A 17,597-nucleotide genomic window follows, 5' to 3' on the forward strand; every position below is an offset into this window, starting at 1 on the left:
TAAGGGTACAAAAAAGGTCTGAATAAAAGGGAAAGGAGTAGAGCCAAACGCTTACAGACCATAAGAAAAAGCGTTTGTTCACACATGATTATGGCTTTTTTTAGCAGTGCAATCAATATCCTTCAGACACTGGTCGTTGCAATCGGTGCCGGTCTTGGTGTCTGGGGCGTAATCAACCTGATGGAAGGTTATGGAAACGACAACCCGGGTGCAAAATCCCAGGGAATTAAGCAGCTGATGAGCGGTGGTGGTGTTATCCTGATCGGAACACAGCTGATTCCGCTTCTGAGTGGATTATTTGGTTAAGAGAAAGGAGTAGAGATCCATGTTCAGTCAGATTTTTGATGCGATTGAGGAATGGATGAGGGAACTCTTAACCGGGATGATCACTTCCAACCTGGACACGATGTTTACTGATGTTAATCAAAAGACCGGTGAGATCGCTACCCAGGTTGGACAGACCCCGCAAGGGTGGAACGGCAGCATATTCAGTATGATCCGGAACTTATCGGATTCCGTGATCATGCCGATCGCAGGTATTATTATCACACTCGTACTCTGCTACGAATTGATTTCTATGCTGACCGAGCGCAACAACATGCATGATATTGATACCTGGATGTTTTTCAAGTACTTCGTAAAAATGTGGATTGCTGTATATCTGGTGAGTAACACATTTACGATCACAATGGCGGTATTCGATGTGGGCCAGCACGTAGTTAATTCTGCGGCCGGTGTTATCACAGGAAGTACCGCCATTGATATTTCTTCGGCATTGACGGATCTTTCCGCAACACTGGAAAGTATGGAAATCGGAGAACTTGTTGTATTGGCGCTGGAAACCCTTATCGCCGGCTTCTGTATGAGAATCCTGTCTGTACTGATCACAGTGATCATGTATGGACGTATGATAGAGATTTACCTATATACCTCAGTTGCGCCGATTCCATTCGCAACTATGAGTAACAGAGAATGGGGACAGATCGGCACGAATTATTTCAGAGGACTCTTTGCCCTGGCTTTCCAGGCATTTCTGATGATGGTATGCGTTGCAATCTATGCAGTGCTTGTTGCAGGTATCCAGTATTCAGATAATCTGAGTTCTTCATTATTTGGCGTTATGGCTTACACAGTGATCTTATGTTACAGCCTCTTTAAGACGGCATCCTTAAGTAAGTCGATATTTAACGCACACTAAATTACAGGAAGGAGTGAAAATCATGGCATATGTCAGCGTACCGAAAGATTTAACAAAGGTAAAGAATAAAGTAGCATTTAACCTGACCAAAAGACAGCTGATCTGTATTGGTATAGGTGCTGCAATGGGAATTCCAAGCTATTTCTTCTTGCGCAATGTGATGGGAAACAGTAATGCAGCAACGGTCATGGTGCTTTTGATGTTACCGGCATTTTTATTTGCCATGTACGAAAAAGACGGGATGCATCTGGAAGATGTTCTGATGCATATGATCCGGGTGAAGTTTCTTCGTCCACCCGTCAGAAAATATGAAACTGAAAACTATTATGAAACAGATCCGGAACAGATCAAGCAGTCTCCGGATACAGGAAAACCGAAAGGAGGAAAAACGGTTGCGAAAAAAGAAAAATAAGAAAACTGTCGCAGATACCGGGTACAAAAAAGTAGACAGAAAAGAGAAAAAGAAAAAAGAAAAGCAGGAAGAGAAACGCAGGCAGAAAAAACTGTCCGTTCAGCAGTCGATCGCTTATAAGGAAATGGGAAAGGATGGAATCTGCAGGGTACAGGGAAAAACGTATTCTAAGTGTATCCGCTTTTATGACATCAACTACCAGCTGGCTCAGAACGAGGACAAAAATGCGATCTTTGAAAACTGGTGCGATTTCCTCAATTACTTTGATGCCAGTATCCATTTTCAGCTGAGCTTTATCAATCATAAAAGCAGCATGAAAGAATTTGAACAGGTCATCCGGATCCGACCACAGGAGGATGCTTTTGATGATGTCCGTATGGAATACGCAAAGATGTTGAAACAGCAGCTGGCAAAAGGAAACAACGGTCTGGTGAAGTCAAAATATATCACCTTTTCCATCGAAGCGGATAATATCCGGGAAGCAAAGCCAAAGCTGGAACGTATTGAATCAGATATCCTGAACAACTTCAAGATCCTTGGAGTTCCGGCATATCCGCTGAATGGCGTGGAACGTCTGCAGATACTGTATGAGACTTTCAATCCGGATATCATGACAGACTTCCAGTTTGATTATGGTTCCATGATCCGGACAGGACTCAATACAAAGGATTATGTGGCACCGACCAGTTTTGTATTCCGAGACAGAAATACGTTCCAGATGGGAAATACTATCGGGGCTGTCTCTTATCTGCAGATCCTGGCACCGGAGCTTACGGATAAGATGCTGGCAGAATTTCTGGATATCGATAAGAACCTGATCGTCAACCTGCATGTCCAGTCTGTGGATCAGATGAAGGCAATCAAGCTGGTAAAAAGCAAAGTGACGGATATCAACCGTATGAAAATCGAAGAACAGAAAAAAGCAGTCCGGGCCGGATACGATATGGATATCATTCCATCGGATCTGAACACGTATGGCGGAGAAGCTAAGCGTCTGTTAGAAGACCTGCAGTCACGAAATGAGCGTATGTTCCTTGTAACAGCGCTCTTTTTAAATACAGCAAAGACCAAACAGGCACTGGACAATGCCATCTTCCAGACTGCCGGAATTGCACAGAAATACAACTGTGTACTGAAACGTCTGGACTATCAGCAGGAAGAAGGACTGATGAGCAGTGTTCCGCTGGGAGTCAATCATATCCCCATCAAACGTGCACTGACCACGACCAGCACTGCTATCTTCGTACCGTTTACCACTCAGGAACTTTTTATGGCAGGAGAATCCCTGTATTACGGATTAAATGCACTCAGCAACAACATGATTATGGTGGATCGTAAAAAGCTGAAAAACCCGAATGGACTAATCCTTGGTACACCTGGATCCGGTAAATCCTTTGCTGCAAAAAGAGAAATCACCAACGCTTTCTTTGTCACGAAGGATGACATTATCATCGGAGATCCGGAGGGTGAGTATTATCCACTGGTCCATGCACTTGGCGGACAGGTCGTACACATTTCACCGACCAGTAAGGATTATATCAATCCGATGGATATCAATATGGATTATTCCGATGATGACAATCCACTTGGAGTGAAATCCGATTTTGTCCTGTCTTTATGCGAGCTGATCATGGGAAGCAGGGATGGAATTGAAGCAGAGGAAAAATCAGTGATCGACCGCTGTCTTCCACTGGTGTATCAGAAGTACTTTGCAGATCCAAAACCGGAAAATATGCCGGTTCTCGGTGACCTGTATGACTGTCTTAGAAAGCAGAAAGAACCGCAGGCCCAGAGAATTGCAACAGCGTTGGAAATCTATGTAAATGGATCACTGAAAGTATTTAACCATAGAACCAATGTGGAATTGAATAACCGTATTGTCTGCTTTGATATCAAAGAACTTGGAAAGCAGCTGAAAAAGATTGGAATGCTCATCGTTCAGGATCAGGTATGGAACAGAGTTACGATCAACCGTGGCATCAAATCTACCAGGTACTATATCGATGAGTTTCATCTTCTGCTCAAAGAAGAACAGACAGCAGCTTATTCCGTAGAAATCTGGAAGAGATTCAGAAAATGGGGAGGCGTACCGACTGGAATCACACAGAATATCAAAGATCTTCTTGCCAGCAGGGAAATTGAAAATATCTTTGAGAACAGTGATTTTATCCTGATGCTGAACCAGGCTGCAGGTGACAGACAGATCCTTGCAAAACAGCTGAATATTTCCCCATATCAGTTGTCTTATGTGACGAATTCCGGGGAAGGAGAAGGACTTCTTTTCTATGGAACAACAATTATTCCATTTAAAGACAAGTTCGATAAGAACTTGAAGCTGTACAGTTTGATGACTACAAAACCGGAAGAAGTTGAAAAACGAGAGAAAGAAATGGAGGCGGAAAAGCATGAAGGAAATCGATAAGATCCGAATCAGGCAGTGGAACCAGGATAATCCTTACATTCAGATGAAAAATCTGGAAAATGCACAGCCTGGATACCGTGTTCATACAGTCAATGATGATCATCATCTGTATGAACTTCCGCTGGAAACACAGAACATTATCCTTGACTGGGTATTCTGGAATTTTTATCCGGCACAGAAAATCTATCCGCATCTTACCAGTGATGATCTGAAAGAAGTTTTGTATAAACGTACCCAGATCCATCTGCACAACAATCAGTTCAAGGAGGCTATGCTGATCAATGGTTTCTGGCCGAGAGATCCGAGTGAATTGAACTGGGTATTTCATATCCAGGCGAGCTCTCCAGCAATCAGGACACAGGCAGATGGTTATCCTGGTATCCCGATTATAGGACGCCAGGAACTGAATGAGTACAGAAAGAAAAGTTGTGCCAGGAGGTGATGACCTATAGCTGGAAAAGAATTTAAAGGCAAAGATAAAAAGGTCGCAAAGATGACCAGGGATGGTCTGACAGAAGAAAATCTTCGTGATGGTAGTGTAAAAGATATCAGTCACAGGAGTCGAGGACGACCGGAAAATAAGGAAGAATTTGTTCCTGAACGGGAACGGAAAAAGGCTGAGAATGAAGATTCAAAATCAGGAAAAGGAAAACGACTGCAGATGGAGAAAATCCGTAAATCTTCTGTCCGGCAGGAAGCTGTTGAGGATACAGTTGAAGTTACACCGGAAGAAAAAGTATCCGGATATCGAAAGAAACTGCATCGTTATGAAAAAATCCCGGATGATAATAATCTGAACAGCCAAAAGAAATCCATTCGGAAGAAACAGCTGCAAAAACAGATGACCAAAGAACAGGCAAAAGCCGGAAGATTATCCTTTGATGATGAAGGAAATCAGATGGTGAAAGGTGCTGGCATGAAACCGGGAGGGACAGCCGGGAAGTACATTGCCACACAAGCTGTTATATCTGGCATGAAAGCAGTCACTTCCGAAGAGGAAGAAACAGATGAAAATGCAGGTGTGGAAAGTGCCAGGCTTGTAGAGCGTGAAACAGAAGCTGCGTTACGTGGTCTGCGTCATGCTCAGATCCGAAGCAAACGAACGGATGTGAAAACCCATCGCAGAGGTTATCGTGAGGCTACCGTAGAAAAGAAACTGAAATTTGGTTCTGCAGAAAGTATGGAAGGAGTCAAGAATGCAGAAACGGTAAAGAAAGCCGAACAAAAGAGACATTTCTATAACCGCTTCTTCCAGAAAAAACGATATAAGGATGCTTACCGAGCAGCCAGAGCCGGAAAATCCGCTGGCAGTCTGGGTGGAGCAACAACCATTGCCGGTGTCGAGAACATGACGGTAAAAGCAAAGATTGCCTTGAAAGAGATCATAAAGCGTAATCGTGCCATGTTCGCAGGCATCGGTATTTTTGCGCTTCTTTTTCTTGTCATAGCGGTATCTCTGGGGAGCTGCAGTGCTTCTATCGAGGGTGCTGGATCTGTGATCGGTATTACAACGTATCCAAGTTCAGACGAGGATATTTATGCTGCCGAAAACAGATATGCTGCTTTGGAAAGTGCCTTGAATCAGCAGATCAATGAGATGGAACGAAGACATCCAAATTATGACGAGTATCAGTACAACATTGCTGAGATTGGTCATAATCCATACCATCTTATCTCGTATCTTACCGCAAAATATGGGGACTGGACGTACTCAGATGTTGAAAATGAACTGCAAGCTCTTTTTGAAGCACAATATCATCTGAATACAGAAGGTCGAACAGAAACAGTGACAGAAACCAGAAATGTTCGAGTCGGAGAATCATTAGGACAGGTAGTGACCAGCGGATATTGTAACTGTCGAATCTGTTGTGGCGTATGGTCCGGAGGTCCAACTGCCAGTGGGGCATATCCTACTGCAAACCATACCATTGCTGTAGATGCATCCAATCCATTTGTGCCGATCGGAACTAAGGTAGTAATGAATGGTGTGGAATACACGGTTGAGGATACCGGAGCCTTTGCACGATATGGTGTGCAGTTTGACGTTTACTATGATAACCATGCTGCCGCTTCTGCTCATGGACATCAGACCTGGGAAGCCTATATCGCAGATGACAATGGCAGTCAGGAAGTAACCGTTACCAGTACAAGCACCAAGAAGATTCTATATGTGACACTGACAAATGGAAGCTTTGATGCTGTGGCAAGAGCCAATCTGAATGCAGAACAGCTGATTATTTACAATGCGTTAAATACGACCTATGGAAACAGAAATTATCTGTGGGATGTAAACAATGTGACCAGTGGATCAGGCGGTAATGGAATGAGCTATGAGATTCCACCGGAAGCACTGCAGGATGAAGAATTTGCCCGGATGATCCGAGAAGCGGAAAAATATCTGGGAGTACCTTATGTATGGGGTGGTTACTCTCCGTCCGGATTTGACTGCTCAGGATTCGTATCTTATGTCATTAACCACTGTGGTAATGGCTGGAACTATGGACGATTGACCGCAGATGGATTAAGAGGCGTATGTACTTATGTATCACCGCAAGAAGCAAAACCAGGAGATCTGATCTTCTTCCAGGGAACGTATAACACATCCGGTGCAAGCCATGTGGGTATCTATGTCGGTAACAATATGATGATCCATTGCGGGGATCCGATCCATTACTCAAATATCAGCACATCCTACTGGCAGCAACATTTCATGTGCTTTGGAAGACTGCCATAAAGGGGTGAACGAAGGGAGGTGAAAGTTTGAATAAAAAGATTAAAAAATATCTGGATGAGATTGTCAAGACAGAGAAAAAGATCGCGGATCTGCAGCAATATCTTAGGGGTGTCCAGGCTGCATTAAAGCAGGAAGAGGACAATGAGATGATCAGGTGCATCCGTGGTATGAAGATGGATAATGATCAGTTATATGATCTTTTGGATGGCATCCAGAATGGAACAGTTAAATTTCAGGTAAGCAGGGAGTCTGACGATGAAGGTTCAGGCTCCTTTGTATTCACAGAAGAAAATAAGGAGGAATATCAGAATGGTGAAATGGAAGAAAATGAATAAGAAAATGGCAGGACTGCTGTTGGGAGTCATGATGCTTTTTACAGCATCAACCACAGCATTTGCCTATGTGGATGAATCGGCAGAGGCATCCAAAGTAGAGACAATTCAGACGGAACAGTCAACAGACAAAGAAGAGAAAAAGGACGAGGCGACAAACACAAACGAGGTGCTGCCGGAAGATGGAACAGACAAGGGAACTGCATTTACGACACCTGGCAATGGTGAAGTCAAGGATGACATTACCGATGATTCCACAAAGGAATTTCTTACGGTTACAACGAAGAATAACAACACTTTCTATATCGTGATCGACCGTAGTGCCACATCACAGAATGTCTATATGTTATCCCAGATTGATGAGAATGATCTGTCCGAATTTCTGGATAAAGACAGCACTGCTACTGTCGTAACACCACAGCCAGATAAATCAAAGGTAGTGCTGGATGAAACAAATAATGAGGATATAGACAAGGAAGCTACCATTGATCCGGAGAAAACAGCATCTGCAAAAACCAATATGGGTGCAATGGCAACAATCCTGATTTTGGCTCTCGGCGGTGTGGCAGCTTACTACTACTTCAAGATCTATAAACCTAAAAAAGAGGAAGATGAGGATGATCAGCCGGAAGGTTTGGAAACAGGTGGACTGGAAGAAGTTCCGGATGAGGAAGAGTCTGAAGACGAAGATTTTGAAGAAAATGAAAAATAAATAAACTTTTTTAGCGGAGGGGGCTGTAAAACATGCTCTCTCCGTTTCGTTATATGAAGGAGGTAATACATCATGTATTTAGTAATTGCAGAAAAACCAAGTGTATCAAGAGCAATCGCAGAAGTGATTGGAGCACAGGAACGAGAAGACGGATATTTAAGAGGAACCGACTGTATGGTCAGCTGGTGTTTCGGACATCTGGTCGAGTATGTTTCACCGGATGCTTACGATGAGAAATTTAACCAGTGGAGATATGAAGATCTCCCGATCATCCCGAAAGACTGGAAAGTTACAGTCTCAGAAGATAAGAAAGATCAGTTCTATATCTTAAAAAGACTGCTCAACAGTCCGGAAATTGAATACGTCGTAAATGCCTGTGATGCCGGACGTGAAGGAGAATTAATCTTCAAACATGTCTATGACTTATCCGGAAGTAAAAAGCCGGTGAAACGATTATGGATCAGTTCTCTGGAAGATTCAGCAATCTTTGATGGAATGCAGCATCTGAGATCCGCAGAGGAATACCGACATCTGGCCGAAGCTGCTGTATGCCGTTCTCAGGCTGACTGGCTGGTAGGAATGAATGCAACCAGAGCTTACACCACAAAGTACTTCAAAAAGCTGACCGTTGGAAGGGTTCAGACACCGACACTTGCCATGTTGGTGGAACGTGCCGGACAGATCAGCAATTTCCAAAAAGAAAAGTATTTCAATGTGGAACTGGATTGTGACGGAATTCCGGCAGTAAAGTCAAAGATCTTTGATCCGGATGAGGCGGAACAGTTAAGAAGCAGATGCCAGGGAAGTGAAGCTATTGTCACTGCTGTAAAAGAAGCCGAAAAGAAAGTAAAAGCCCCAAAGCTTTATGATCTGACCACACTGCAGAGAGAAGCAAACCGTATCTATGGAATGACAGCCAAACAGACATTAGATACCGCCCAGAGCCTGTACGAAAAGAAGCTGATCACTTATCCAAGAACGGACAGTCAGTATCTGACCGAAGATATGGAGCAGACCGCAAGAAATGTGGTACGTCAGATTTATGAGAAATATCAGCTGACAGGTCCTTTCGATCAGCCGGAACAGCCAGATGTGAAGAAAGTCATGAATAACAGCAAAGTGACAGATCACCATGCAATCATCCCAACGATGGAACTTACATCCTGCCATATGGATGAACTGAAATCCTGGGAAGAAAAGATTCTGTTTCTGATCGCAGTCCATACGGTCATGGCAATGAGTAAAGATCACATTTACCAGGAAACAGAGATTGAAGTGGAATGCCAGGGAGAAGTCTTCAAGACAAAAGGAAAAACTGTCCTGCAGGATGGATGGAAAATCTTTGAAAACTGCTTCAAAAATAAGGACCGCATGGCAATAGCAGATCCAGATCAAGAAATGAAAGAGAGGATTCCGAAAGTAACCAAAGGACAGACTTTCTATGCTGTAGCTGCAGAAAAGACAGAACATTTCACATCACCGCCAAAACCATACAGTGAAGATACGCTCCTTGCGGCAATGGAAACTGCTGGGAATAAGGAATTCGATGAAGATACAGAAAAGAAAGGATTAGGAACTCCGGCAACAAGAGCCGGTATCATCGAAAAACTGATCTATTCCCAGTATGCCACCCGAAAAGGAAAACAGATCATTCCAACAGATGATGGAAAAGTCCTTGTTGAGATTCTTCCAGACTTCCTGAAATCTGCAAGTATGACTGCAGAATGGGAAAATCAGCTGCTCTTGATGGAGCATGGAGAAATTGCACCGGAACAGTTTATGACTGGGATCAAAAATATGCTCACCATGATGCTGAATGGATGTGATGCGATCTCCGAAGAAGAAACAAGAAGATTTCAGACCAGAGAAAGCATTGGAACCTGTCCGGTATGCGGCAGCCTGGTATACGAAAGCAAGACCAACTTCTATTGCAGCAACCACGATTGCCACTTTGCTCTCTGGAAAGATAACCGCTATCTGCAGAGCATGGAAAAAACCATGGATAAAAAGATGGCTGCAGAACTTCTGAAAAACGGAAGTGTGCATGTAAAAGACCTGTATTCCAGAAAGAAAAATATGTACTTTGAGGCAGATCTTCATATGGATGCAGATGAAACCGGAAGGGTGAATTTCTCTTTATCCTTTCCACAAAAGAAACCAAAAAACAAAAGCAAAAAGAAATAAGAAAACAGATTAGAGGAGAAAACGAAGAATGAATTTTAATGAATTTGTAAATGAAGTAAAGGACAATATCAAACTCTTTTTACCAAGGGATTATGAGAATGCAGAGGTATCAACGATGGAGTGTCATAAACTGAACCGTGCCTATACGGGACTGATGGTGAGAAAAGAAGGTGAGATGCTTACCCCGACGATCAATCTTAACCGGCTGTATGAAGCATATAAAGCACAGCCTGGCGTAACAATGGAAACTGTATGCAGAAAGATTGCAGATATAGTTATTGAGGCACCGATACAGGTTGATCTGAAAGCTATTTTAAACTATGAAGATGTGAAGGACAAGCTGTTTATCCGTGTGTCATCAGCCGAAGCAAATAAGGAAGTCCTCGAAATTGTGCCACACCAGTTAAAGGAAGATCTTGCAATTACCTATCATGTGGCAGTAGGCAAGAATCAGGATGGATTAAGTTCCATGCTGATTACAAATGAAATGATGAAGGAATATGGAGTGACACAGGAGCAGATTCATGAAGACGCTATGAAAAGTTCACCGCGTGTCATGGTCCCAGAGGTATTAAGTATAGGTGTACTGATAGATGAAATATATCAGAAAAATATTCTCATGCTGACACCAGATGAACGTGAAATGCTGCTAGAAACATTGCAGGAGTCAAGCGAGATGCCGACATTCTTTGTTGTTACGAATACAGAAAGAATTGATGGAGCCGGTGTGATCTTTTATCCGGAATTCATGGATAACATGGGGGAACTTCTGGGAAATGATTTCTTCATTTTGCCATCATCCATCCATCAAATGCTGATCTTGCCGGATGACGGTCAAGTGGATGCGGAAATGTTAAGAGATATGGTAAAAGAAGTTAATGCCACTCAGGTAGCACCAGCAGAACGCCTTACCAATGATGTATATCACTTTGACACAAAGGATCACGTCTTTGAAAAGGCAGACAGGTTCACAGAACGTCAGAAAGAAAAAGAAGCGCAGGTTGCAAAAACAGAGAAAGTTGGAAAAGAACAGCCGGATCAGAAACCGAAAACAAAGAAGCACGATATGGAACTCTAATAAAAAATAATCATCTCATCAACTAATAAAAAGCCCTGCGGCATAAGCACAATGTCGTAGGGCGTTTTTGGAAAGGAGTATTATGACAGAACCAAAAAAAACTACTACTATTCCACTGCCGGTCCAGGGAAAAGATATGGACAGCATTATGCAGTCACTGGAATCCGGTGTGGAAGAACTTTTTACAAGTAACCGCTATCAGGAATTTCTTAAAACCATGGCAAAGTTTCACAATTATTCCTTTAATAATACAATGCTGATCGCCATGCAACGACCGGATGCCACACTTGTTACCAGTTACAAAAACTGGCAGTCCATGGGTAGACAGGTCATGAAAGGGGAAAAAGGAATTACAATCATTGCACCGGCACCATATAAGAAAATGAAGGAAAAAGAGGTTCTGGATGAAAATCAGCGACCAATCATGGGAACTGATGGAAAACCTAAGACTGAAAAAGTGGAAGTTACAGTTCCACATTTTAAAGCAGTTACCGTCTTTGATATTGCTCAGACATCCGGGGAACCAATCCAGACACTAGCACCGGAATTACTGACTGCAGCTGTACAGGATTTTGATTCTTTCATGCAGGCTATTCAGAAAATATCCCCAGTGCCGATTCGATTCGATGAGATCGATGGCAATGCCAATGGATATTATCACAATGCAGACAAGGAAATCGTGATCAAAAAAGGGCTCAGTGAAAGTCAGACCTTAAAGACTACTATTCATGAAACAGCCCATGCTAAACTGCATGACAAGGAAATCATGGAAAGCCTGGGTGTAGAAAAAGACCGTCTGACAAAAGAGGTTGAAGCAGAATCCGTTGCTTACTGTGTGTGTTCTTCCTTTGGTTTGGATACATCGGATTACAGTTTTCCTTATATTGCAGGTTGGAGCAGCAGCCGGGAAATGAAGGAAATGAAAGCATCTATGGATGTGATCCGCAAGACAGCCGGTGAAATGATCGATCAGCTTACAGAAGAACTGGAAATCATTCTTGAAGAAAAACAAAAAACAGAATTACATGAAAAATACGGCATTCTGGTAGATGCACTGGAAGCAGCCGGATACCGCTATGATTATCGGGAAAGCAAACCGGGACATATTGTACTGGCACCGGATGGGACACATGAAATTGCTGGGTATTTGCAGTTTGAATCATGGGAAGATATCAAAGATTGGCTGGAAGATACGATTGCAGAAGGAACGGATATTTCGGAAAGAGTTGATCGGGCTTTGTATCCATTTAAGTTTGATTATACCCTAGAGGAAGAAATGTTCAGAGGGAATGGTGACCGCTATGCGATTTACCATGTGGATGAAGGCACACCGGGAAAACAACATTTATTTATGAATATGACAATGGTCAAAGAAGATGGCATTACAATCGATGCGGACAATTATAAATGTGTCTATTCTGGCAGATTACATGAAAATGAAAAGCTGGATGATTTGTACGCTATGTTCAACGATAATCCACCGGCAGATTATAAAGCACATTCTATGTCGGTCAGTGATGTTATCATTACAAACCGTGGTGGGGATATGCAGGCATATTACGTGGATCGATTTGGATTTGCAGAACTTCCAGACTTTGCAGCACAAAGAGAAAAAATACTCGATATTGTCCCGGAAATAGAAAATGTGGATTATGAAAATGATCTTACATGTATCAGCTTTTATGCGGCTGAATGTGCTGAATTTCCTGTAATGGGTGAAGTACATTATGACCTGACATTACCAGAAGCCTTGGAAGCTTATGAGAAAATCCCATCAGAACGTATGCATGGACTGAAATGTGTTGGCTTTGATCTGAAAGACGGAAGTGATTATGAAGGAATGCAGAGTCTGATGATTGAAGGAAAAATACAGAAAGAATTTTTGAATTCGATTCCTGGATTTAGAGAAAATTCTTATGTGCAAAATGCAATCAGTCGTGTGGAAAAATACTTGGAAGAAAGACATCCAAATGTGGAAAATCCTCTGGAATCCAATAAGAAAGTGGATAACGAAAAAAATATAAGCGAAGAAAAAAACGAGAAGGAGCTGAATATACAGATGAAACCAATACCGAAAAAGAAAAGGGGGGAAATGAGCCTATGAGAAATGTAAACCTGGAAGAAAACGAACTGACTATTACTGCTATCTTCCAGCAGCACACAAAGGAAGAAACAATCCAAACACTGAAAGAAGCTTTGGAAGTTTTGGAACAGGAAGAAAGTGATTCTGAGAATGATGAAATAATTGAGATCATCAATTCTACAGTTGGAAAATTACAGCAGATCGAAGACAAATACTACTATTCTCTGGATCTGAATTATTATCTGAATAACTTGGAGGACGATGCCTATGAAGCTTAATCAATTTGCAGTCTACCGAGTAGATCAGCAGACAGCAGGAAAAGCACTGTGGCATCTGCCATATCAAGAAGCAAGACAGCAGAATGTGTCGATTACTGTCGAAAATTACCGAGTAATCTCGATTCATGAAATGCAGGAAGAAGAAAAAGTCGCTGACATCTGGAAACGAATGAAAAAGCAATGCGAAGTCAGTGACGTACTTGTACTGAACAGGGATGGAGAAATCAACTGCTACTATGTAGATGAGAACTATCCACAGTATCTGGCCGGATTCATTCGTATCAATACATCGGGCGCACTGATCACTATGGAGACTGAGAATTATCAAATTGACGGAAAAAAAGGGAACTGGATTGCAACAGACACCATCATCATCAACGGGAAACAGTTTTATCTGATGGAGCATCAAGTATACCGGGATCAGGCTCAAGGTGTTATCCTGGATGCCTATGGAAAAATGGTTGTCGAAGAATGTAAGAAATTCGACGAAAAAACAAAACAAAAGATCCATAATTACATTCAACAGCAGGCACCGCTAAATTCAGTCGAACAGTTAAAACAAGATGGTAAAATCCGTCTGGAACATTACCAGAAGTTCTACCAGAACGGCACTTATGAACGAAGCAGAGAATCCGGTACCGAAGCCAATTATGATATGGTGGACGGTCTGGTAAATAATCAGAAGAAGAATCCAGAAAAGATCTCTAATGCCCGCAGCAACAAACAGACTCCCAGAAATCAACAGGATGGCAAACCTAAGAAACGAAGATCCGTGATTAAACGACTGCATCAGAAACAGATTGCTATTGCTCGTCGGTCCGGAAAGCCGATACCAAAGTACCTGGATCAGGAAATGGAAAGAAAGCGGGGGTAGAATATGCGAAGGTTAAAGTGTGAAAAAGAAACGATTATTCTGACCAATGAAGATGACGGATTCTATGATGTGTATACCTTCAATCAGAGCTTGCAGAAACGGTTGAGATCCTTTGCTGAGAAGTGTCCGGATGATTGCTGGTTGAAAGGAGCTTCGGAAGATGGCAGTGAAACGTATATGATCAGAAAGGGACGGTTATCATTGAATTTAAGACCACCCTATTCCAAGGATAGGATTCATAAAGCAACCGAACGAATTATTGAAGAACAGAAAGAACAATCAAAGGATTCATAGAATGCGATTTAAGAGAAAAAAGCCTCATGACCATGAGGAAAAATGAAAGCAAAATACGTTAGTTGATAAAGTGTATAGGCTCAAAAGGGAAAGTGCCCTTTTGGGCCTTTTTAATTTAAAATAGTTCTAAAGAACAAGTTAACAATCTGTAGATTCTGTATGTTTTAAAGATCAATCGTTATACTAGTTTTAGACCGAATTATCGTTCTAAAGGAGGTGTCACAATGGATTTAAAGGCGGTTGGTCAGAGAATAAAAGCTGCAAGGGAAGCTAAGAATCTTACACAAGAAGAATTGGCAGCACTGGTAAGCTTAAGTCCAACTCATGTAAGTGTTATAGAGAGAGGACTGAAAGTAACAAAACTTGATACCTTTATTGCGATTGCAAATGCATTAGATGTTTCAGCAGATACACTATTGATTGATGTTGTGACACATTCGGTTACTGGCGTTACGAATGAATTATCTGAAATGATAGAGAAACTACCTAAAGAAAAGCAACAGAGAATTATCAATGCGGTGAGGGCATTGGTGGAATAAATACATGAATAAGAAGATGGAAGGGCTTATTGCTCTTCTTTTTTATTTGGTTTAACGTGAAAATATGATATAGTAGTTCTAAAGACTTATATATAATTCTGAGGAACTTAATAAAATGAAGAAAAATAATATAACACTTGTATTTGTTGCTATCGTTTTTTCGATTATTGTTGGAATGATAATTGGAAAAAGCTTATTAAAGTATAAAGAAGGTGAGCCAGATGTAGTTGGCAGTTTTTCTATGAATAGAGATGAAAATCTTACAGTAGTTGCTAACAGAAAAAATATTTCTGATAAAGAAGCATTTGCAAGACTGCTTTTAAAAATGTACAAAGAGAATTCATTTCATTCAATAAAATTTTCTACAGATCATGGATATGCAACCAGCCTTGATATGACCGTATATTCTTGGAAAGAAGATATCGAAAATGGAAAATCCATTATGCAGATAGAATTTAGACCGATTGAATATGGAAAAGATTATGATATTGTTCATAATCTAGATAAATATGTGCTTTTTATCGATGGAACAGAAATAAAATGAAATATATAGATATGCAGATAAAGCGCAGAAAAAGAGGATTGCTCAACGCAGGATATTTTCAATTATTACCCCAAAAAATGATAAGAGAGAGGCAGCGGAAAAGCCGTTGCCTCATTTCAGTATTATGACACTTAATCTAGTTCTGCCCCTAACTCATACCTCCAATACTCCGCTGCCTCATACTCCCTGGGTTCTGAGAGTACCGGTACGGTAAAGAGTTCAACCGGAACACCGAGTTTTGATGCGAAGAGTTTCATAAGATCCTCTTTCGGTGTTCGGACATCGCTTTCATACTGAGAAATCCGGACATCAGCACAGCTTTCTGGAAATCCAACAGCCATGCCGAGTTCTTTCTGGGTGAGATGATTTTTCTGTCTTAAGTGTTTTAATTTTCTTCCAAATGTAATCATAGTATTATTCTCCTGTACTTCCAAAAGCCCCGGTTCCTCGTTCATTACCAAGGTCCAGGACAAAATCTGCGATCACGACTGGTGTAATCACCAGCTGACCGACGCGTGTGTCTTTATGAATGGTCTGAGAAGATGTGCTTACGTTGCTGATAATGGCATGGATCTCACCACGGTAACCGGAGTCGATCGGTGGAAGTTCGCATACCAGTCCTTTTGCTGCCATGCTGCTTCGTGGAAAGACATATCCGGCAAATCCATCGGGGATGATGAGACCAAATCCAAGTGGAATTCTTGCAACCTCACCTGGTTTTAATACGCAATCATAAGGCATGAATACATCAGCACCGGCATCATTTTCATGTGGCCGGAAGGGATAATGATCTGCTTTCAGACCAAAGTCAATCAGTTTAATCTTTATGGCTGCTCACCTCCCTTCTGATGAGCAATGGATAATCTGCTTTTAAGATATCTGACGGTATCCAAAGTTTTGAAATAGGATTCTGGCAGGACATCTGTTTTTCCATACAGCTTCCTCTCTGACAGAATGGACCGGTCAGATCCGGTGCAAAAAGAATCGGGCTTAATTTGTACAATCTCTGCCAGATCTGTAGCATCACAATCCTTGTTTCATCCGTATTTCTTCTGCAGGTTCTCTGACCGATCATATGCTTCCACTGGTAAGGCGTTGCACTGATGATCAGTACGTTTCGAAGTCCCTGAGGTGTGGCATATCCGGCTGAATCATGATCAATGCCTAAGGCACAGAGTTCTGTATAGTGGTCCAGATCTGACTGACAGCTTTTTTTGTAAATATCCTGGATTTCTTTATCTGCTTTCATGATCCCATATGGAATAGCAAATGCAGCGTGACCGGAATAATTGCTGTACTGCAGAGATGCACTCATGTACTTTACTTCGTTCTGATGCCTTGTGATCTGTGCCAGGAAGCGTCTGCTTGCACCAACAACAGCCACGGTAATGACCATGAATTTCTGTACGGTTGGATGTGGAAGCCCCGCAATGTTTTCTACGGTCTTCTGACTGTAGGATTGATGGTAAAGGTCCATCAGATCTGCCATGCTCTGAATCGTATGACCGTGTTGTGTGAGCCTGGCAGCAAAGACCATATTTTGTTCTGCTTCCCGGATTCCATAGCAGTTTAAGATAGCTGTTTCAATGTGATCCATAGGCCTGTTCCTCCTTTACCAGAGCTTTTAAAAGGATCAGATAATTGATGCAGTCTGTGATTTTTTCATCCCACTGTTCCATGTCAAAATGTAACAGAGTGGAATAACACATATCGTAAAGGGATACGACATGTTTCGACATCATGCCGGCCAGTGCTGCTTTTGGATCACAGTTCTGTAAAGCGGCAGCAATCTTGAATGCACTGAGGCGGTCAATATTATCACCGGTATATTCTTTCTTTTTATGTGCCAGAATATCGGCACACTTTCTCATCTGAAGTTCAAATACAACATTAAATTCTTCTTGTGTCATGTG

Annotated in this window: 20 protein-coding genes; 16 read left to right on the forward strand and 4 right to left on the reverse strand. The window is 41.9% G+C overall.

What is annotated here, in order from left to right; genetic code table 11:
- Window positions 1-90 precede the first annotated feature (90 nt).
- From DXD92_RS10555 to DXD92_RS10630, 16 genes are all read left to right on the forward strand, one after another.
- Window positions 91-306: a Maff2 family mobile element protein gene (locus DXD92_RS10555; protein ID WP_005334815.1), complete on the forward strand. Its 216-nt coding sequence runs from the start codon at window positions 91-93 to the stop codon at window positions 304-306.
- A gap of 19 nt (window positions 307-325) precedes the next feature.
- Window positions 326-1,198, forward strand: a complete 873-nt coding sequence (locus tag DXD92_RS10560) for a VirB6/TrbL-like conjugal transfer protein, CD1112 family (protein ID WP_015514791.1) — start codon at window positions 326-328, stop codon at window positions 1,196-1,198.
- Between the two features lie 22 nt (window positions 1,199-1,220).
- Window positions 1,221-1,610: a PrgI family protein gene (locus DXD92_RS10565; protein ID WP_118640517.1), complete on the forward strand. Its 390-nt coding sequence runs from the start codon at window positions 1,221-1,223 to the stop codon at window positions 1,608-1,610.
- Window positions 1,525-4,032: a VirB4-like conjugal transfer ATPase, CD1110 family gene (locus tag DXD92_RS10570; protein WP_243023835.1), complete on the forward strand. Its 2,508-nt coding sequence runs from the start codon at window positions 1,525-1,527 to the stop codon at window positions 4,030-4,032. Before DXD92_RS10565 ends, DXD92_RS10570 begins: the two co-directional genes overlap by 86 nt.
- Complete coding sequence (locus DXD92_RS10575) at window positions 4,016-4,474, forward strand: hypothetical protein (protein WP_003864573.1); 459 nt, start codon at window positions 4,016-4,018, stop codon at window positions 4,472-4,474. The genes DXD92_RS10570 and DXD92_RS10575 overlap by 17 nt, the downstream gene beginning before the upstream one ends.
- Before the next feature lie 51 nt (window positions 4,475-4,525).
- Window positions 4,526-6,766, forward strand: a complete 2,241-nt coding sequence (locus DXD92_RS10580; protein ID WP_118640518.1) for a C40 family peptidase — start codon at window positions 4,526-4,528, stop codon at window positions 6,764-6,766.
- Window positions 6,767-6,792: 26 nt separating this feature from the next.
- Window positions 6,793-7,101, forward strand: a complete 309-nt coding sequence (locus DXD92_RS10585; RefSeq protein WP_029471608.1) for a DUF4315 family protein — start codon at window positions 6,793-6,795, stop codon at window positions 7,099-7,101.
- Complete coding sequence (locus DXD92_RS10590) at window positions 7,076-7,810, forward strand: CD1107 family mobile element protein (RefSeq protein WP_029471609.1); 735 nt, start codon at window positions 7,076-7,078, stop codon at window positions 7,808-7,810. Before DXD92_RS10585 ends, DXD92_RS10590 begins: the two co-directional genes overlap by 26 nt.
- A 72-nt stretch (window positions 7,811-7,882) precedes the next feature.
- Window positions 7,883-9,994, forward strand: a complete 2,112-nt coding sequence (locus tag DXD92_RS10595; RefSeq protein ID WP_029471610.1) for a DNA topoisomerase 3 — start codon at window positions 7,883-7,885, stop codon at window positions 9,992-9,994.
- Between the two features lie 28 nt (window positions 9,995-10,022).
- Window positions 10,023-11,072: a DUF5688 family protein gene (locus DXD92_RS10600; protein ID WP_118640519.1), complete on the forward strand. Its 1,050-nt coding sequence runs from the start codon at window positions 10,023-10,025 to the stop codon at window positions 11,070-11,072.
- Between the two features lie 82 nt (window positions 11,073-11,154).
- Window positions 11,155-13,176, forward strand: coding sequence for a YodL domain-containing protein (locus DXD92_RS10605; protein ID WP_118640520.1), 2,022 nt, complete (start codon window positions 11,155-11,157; stop codon window positions 13,174-13,176).
- Entirely contained in the window at window positions 13,173-13,433 is a 261-nt protein-coding gene (locus DXD92_RS10610) for a transposon-transfer assisting family protein (protein WP_029471612.1), read from the forward strand. The genes DXD92_RS10605 and DXD92_RS10610 overlap by 4 nt, the downstream gene beginning before the upstream one ends.
- A complete protein-coding gene (locus DXD92_RS10615) occupies window positions 13,423-14,307 on the forward strand; it encodes a DUF4316 domain-containing protein (RefSeq protein ID WP_117788201.1) in 885 nt (294 codons plus the stop codon). Before DXD92_RS10610 ends, DXD92_RS10615 begins: the two co-directional genes overlap by 11 nt.
- Window positions 14,308-14,310: 3 nt before the next feature.
- Window positions 14,311-14,601, forward strand: coding sequence for a hypothetical protein (locus DXD92_RS10620; protein WP_029471613.1), 291 nt, complete (start codon window positions 14,311-14,313; stop codon window positions 14,599-14,601).
- Window positions 14,602-14,825: 224 nt separating this feature from the next.
- A complete protein-coding gene (locus DXD92_RS10625) occupies window positions 14,826-15,140 on the forward strand; it encodes a helix-turn-helix domain-containing protein (protein WP_029471614.1) in 315 nt (104 codons plus the stop codon).
- Window positions 15,141-15,255: 115 nt separating this feature from the next.
- Complete coding sequence (locus tag DXD92_RS10630) at window positions 15,256-15,684, forward strand: hypothetical protein (RefSeq protein WP_029471615.1); 429 nt, start codon at window positions 15,256-15,258, stop codon at window positions 15,682-15,684.
- 131 nt (window positions 15,685-15,815) lie between these two features.
- On the opposite strand, the gene DXD92_RS10635 is transcribed toward DXD92_RS10630, so the two are convergent.
- From DXD92_RS10635 to DXD92_RS10650, 4 genes are read right to left on the reverse strand one after another with little or no spacing between them, the layout of a single operon-like run.
- A complete protein-coding gene (locus DXD92_RS10635) occupies window positions 15,816-16,094 on the reverse strand; it encodes a helix-turn-helix domain-containing protein (protein ID WP_029471616.1) in 279 nt (92 codons plus the stop codon).
- Window positions 16,095-16,098: 4 nt separating this feature from the next.
- Window positions 16,099-16,512: a dUTP diphosphatase gene (locus DXD92_RS10640; protein WP_029471617.1), complete on the reverse strand. Its 414-nt coding sequence runs from the start codon at window positions 16,510-16,512 to the stop codon at window positions 16,099-16,101.
- Window positions 16,502-17,281 carry an FAD-dependent thymidylate synthase gene (locus DXD92_RS10645; protein ID WP_029471618.1) on the reverse strand — a complete coding sequence of 260 codons (780 nt, stop codon included), beginning with the start codon at window positions 17,279-17,281 and terminating at the stop codon, window positions 16,502-16,504. Before DXD92_RS10645 ends, DXD92_RS10640 begins: the two co-directional genes overlap by 11 nt.
- Window positions 17,268-17,594, reverse strand: a complete 327-nt coding sequence (locus DXD92_RS10650) for a hypothetical protein (RefSeq protein ID WP_029471619.1) — start codon at window positions 17,592-17,594, stop codon at window positions 17,268-17,270. The genes DXD92_RS10645 and DXD92_RS10650 overlap by 14 nt, the downstream gene beginning before the upstream one ends.
- Window positions 17,595-17,597 lie beyond the last annotated feature (3 nt).

Origin of the sequence: Blautia sp. TM10-2, from assembly GCF_003480845.1 — a bacterium.
Classification (GTDB): Bacteria; Bacillota; Clostridia; order Lachnospirales; family Lachnospiraceae; genus Fusicatenibacter; species Fusicatenibacter saccharivorans.

Excerpts from the sequence above, each read along its gene's own strand:
- DXD92_RS10635 (WP_029471616.1), bottom strand. The coding sequence starts at position 16,094 with ATGATTACATTTGGAAGAAAATTAAAACACTTAAGACAGAAAAATCAT.
- DXD92_RS10625 (WP_029471614.1), top strand. The coding sequence starts at position 14,826 with ATGGATTTAAAGGCGGTTGGTCAGAGAATAAAAGCTGCAAGGGAAGCT.
- DXD92_RS10615 (WP_117788201.1), top strand. The coding sequence starts at position 13,423 with ATGAAGCTTAATCAATTTGCAGTCTACCGAGTAGATCAGCAGACAGCA.
- DXD92_RS10575 (WP_003864573.1), top strand. The coding sequence starts at position 4,016 with ATGAAGGAAATCGATAAGATCCGAATCAGGCAGTGGAACCAGGATAAT.
- DXD92_RS10600 (WP_118640519.1), top strand. The coding sequence starts at position 10,023 with ATGAATTTTAATGAATTTGTAAATGAAGTAAAGGACAATATCAAACTC.
- DXD92_RS10645 (WP_029471618.1), bottom strand. The coding sequence starts at position 17,281 with ATGGATCACATTGAAACAGCTATCTTAAACTGCTATGGAATCCGGGAA.
- DXD92_RS10620 (WP_029471613.1), top strand. The coding sequence starts at position 14,311 with ATGCGAAGGTTAAAGTGTGAAAAAGAAACGATTATTCTGACCAATGAA.
- DXD92_RS10605 (WP_118640520.1), top strand. The coding sequence starts at position 11,155 with ATGACAGAACCAAAAAAAACTACTACTATTCCACTGCCGGTCCAGGGA.
- DXD92_RS10595 (WP_029471610.1), top strand. The coding sequence starts at position 7,883 with ATGTATTTAGTAATTGCAGAAAAACCAAGTGTATCAAGAGCAATCGCA.
- DXD92_RS10650 (WP_029471619.1), bottom strand. The coding sequence starts at position 17,594 with ATGACACAAGAAGAATTTAATGTTGTATTTGAACTTCAGATGAGAAAG.
- DXD92_RS10555 (WP_005334815.1), top strand. The coding sequence starts at position 91 with ATGGCTTTTTTTAGCAGTGCAATCAATATCCTTCAGACACTGGTCGTT.
- DXD92_RS10560 (WP_015514791.1), top strand. The coding sequence starts at position 326 with ATGTTCAGTCAGATTTTTGATGCGATTGAGGAATGGATGAGGGAACTC.
- DXD92_RS10610 (WP_029471612.1), top strand. The coding sequence starts at position 13,173 with ATGAGAAATGTAAACCTGGAAGAAAACGAACTGACTATTACTGCTATC.
- DXD92_RS10590 (WP_029471609.1), top strand. The coding sequence starts at position 7,076 with ATGGTGAAATGGAAGAAAATGAATAAGAAAATGGCAGGACTGCTGTTG.
- DXD92_RS10565 (WP_118640517.1), top strand. The coding sequence starts at position 1,221 with ATGGCATATGTCAGCGTACCGAAAGATTTAACAAAGGTAAAGAATAAA.
- DXD92_RS10630 (WP_029471615.1), top strand. The coding sequence starts at position 15,256 with ATGAAGAAAAATAATATAACACTTGTATTTGTTGCTATCGTTTTTTCG.
- DXD92_RS10570 (WP_243023835.1), top strand. The coding sequence starts at position 1,525 with ATGAAACAGATCCGGAACAGATCAAGCAGTCTCCGGATACAGGAAAAC.
- DXD92_RS10580 (WP_118640518.1), top strand. The coding sequence starts at position 4,526 with ATGACCAGGGATGGTCTGACAGAAGAAAATCTTCGTGATGGTAGTGTA.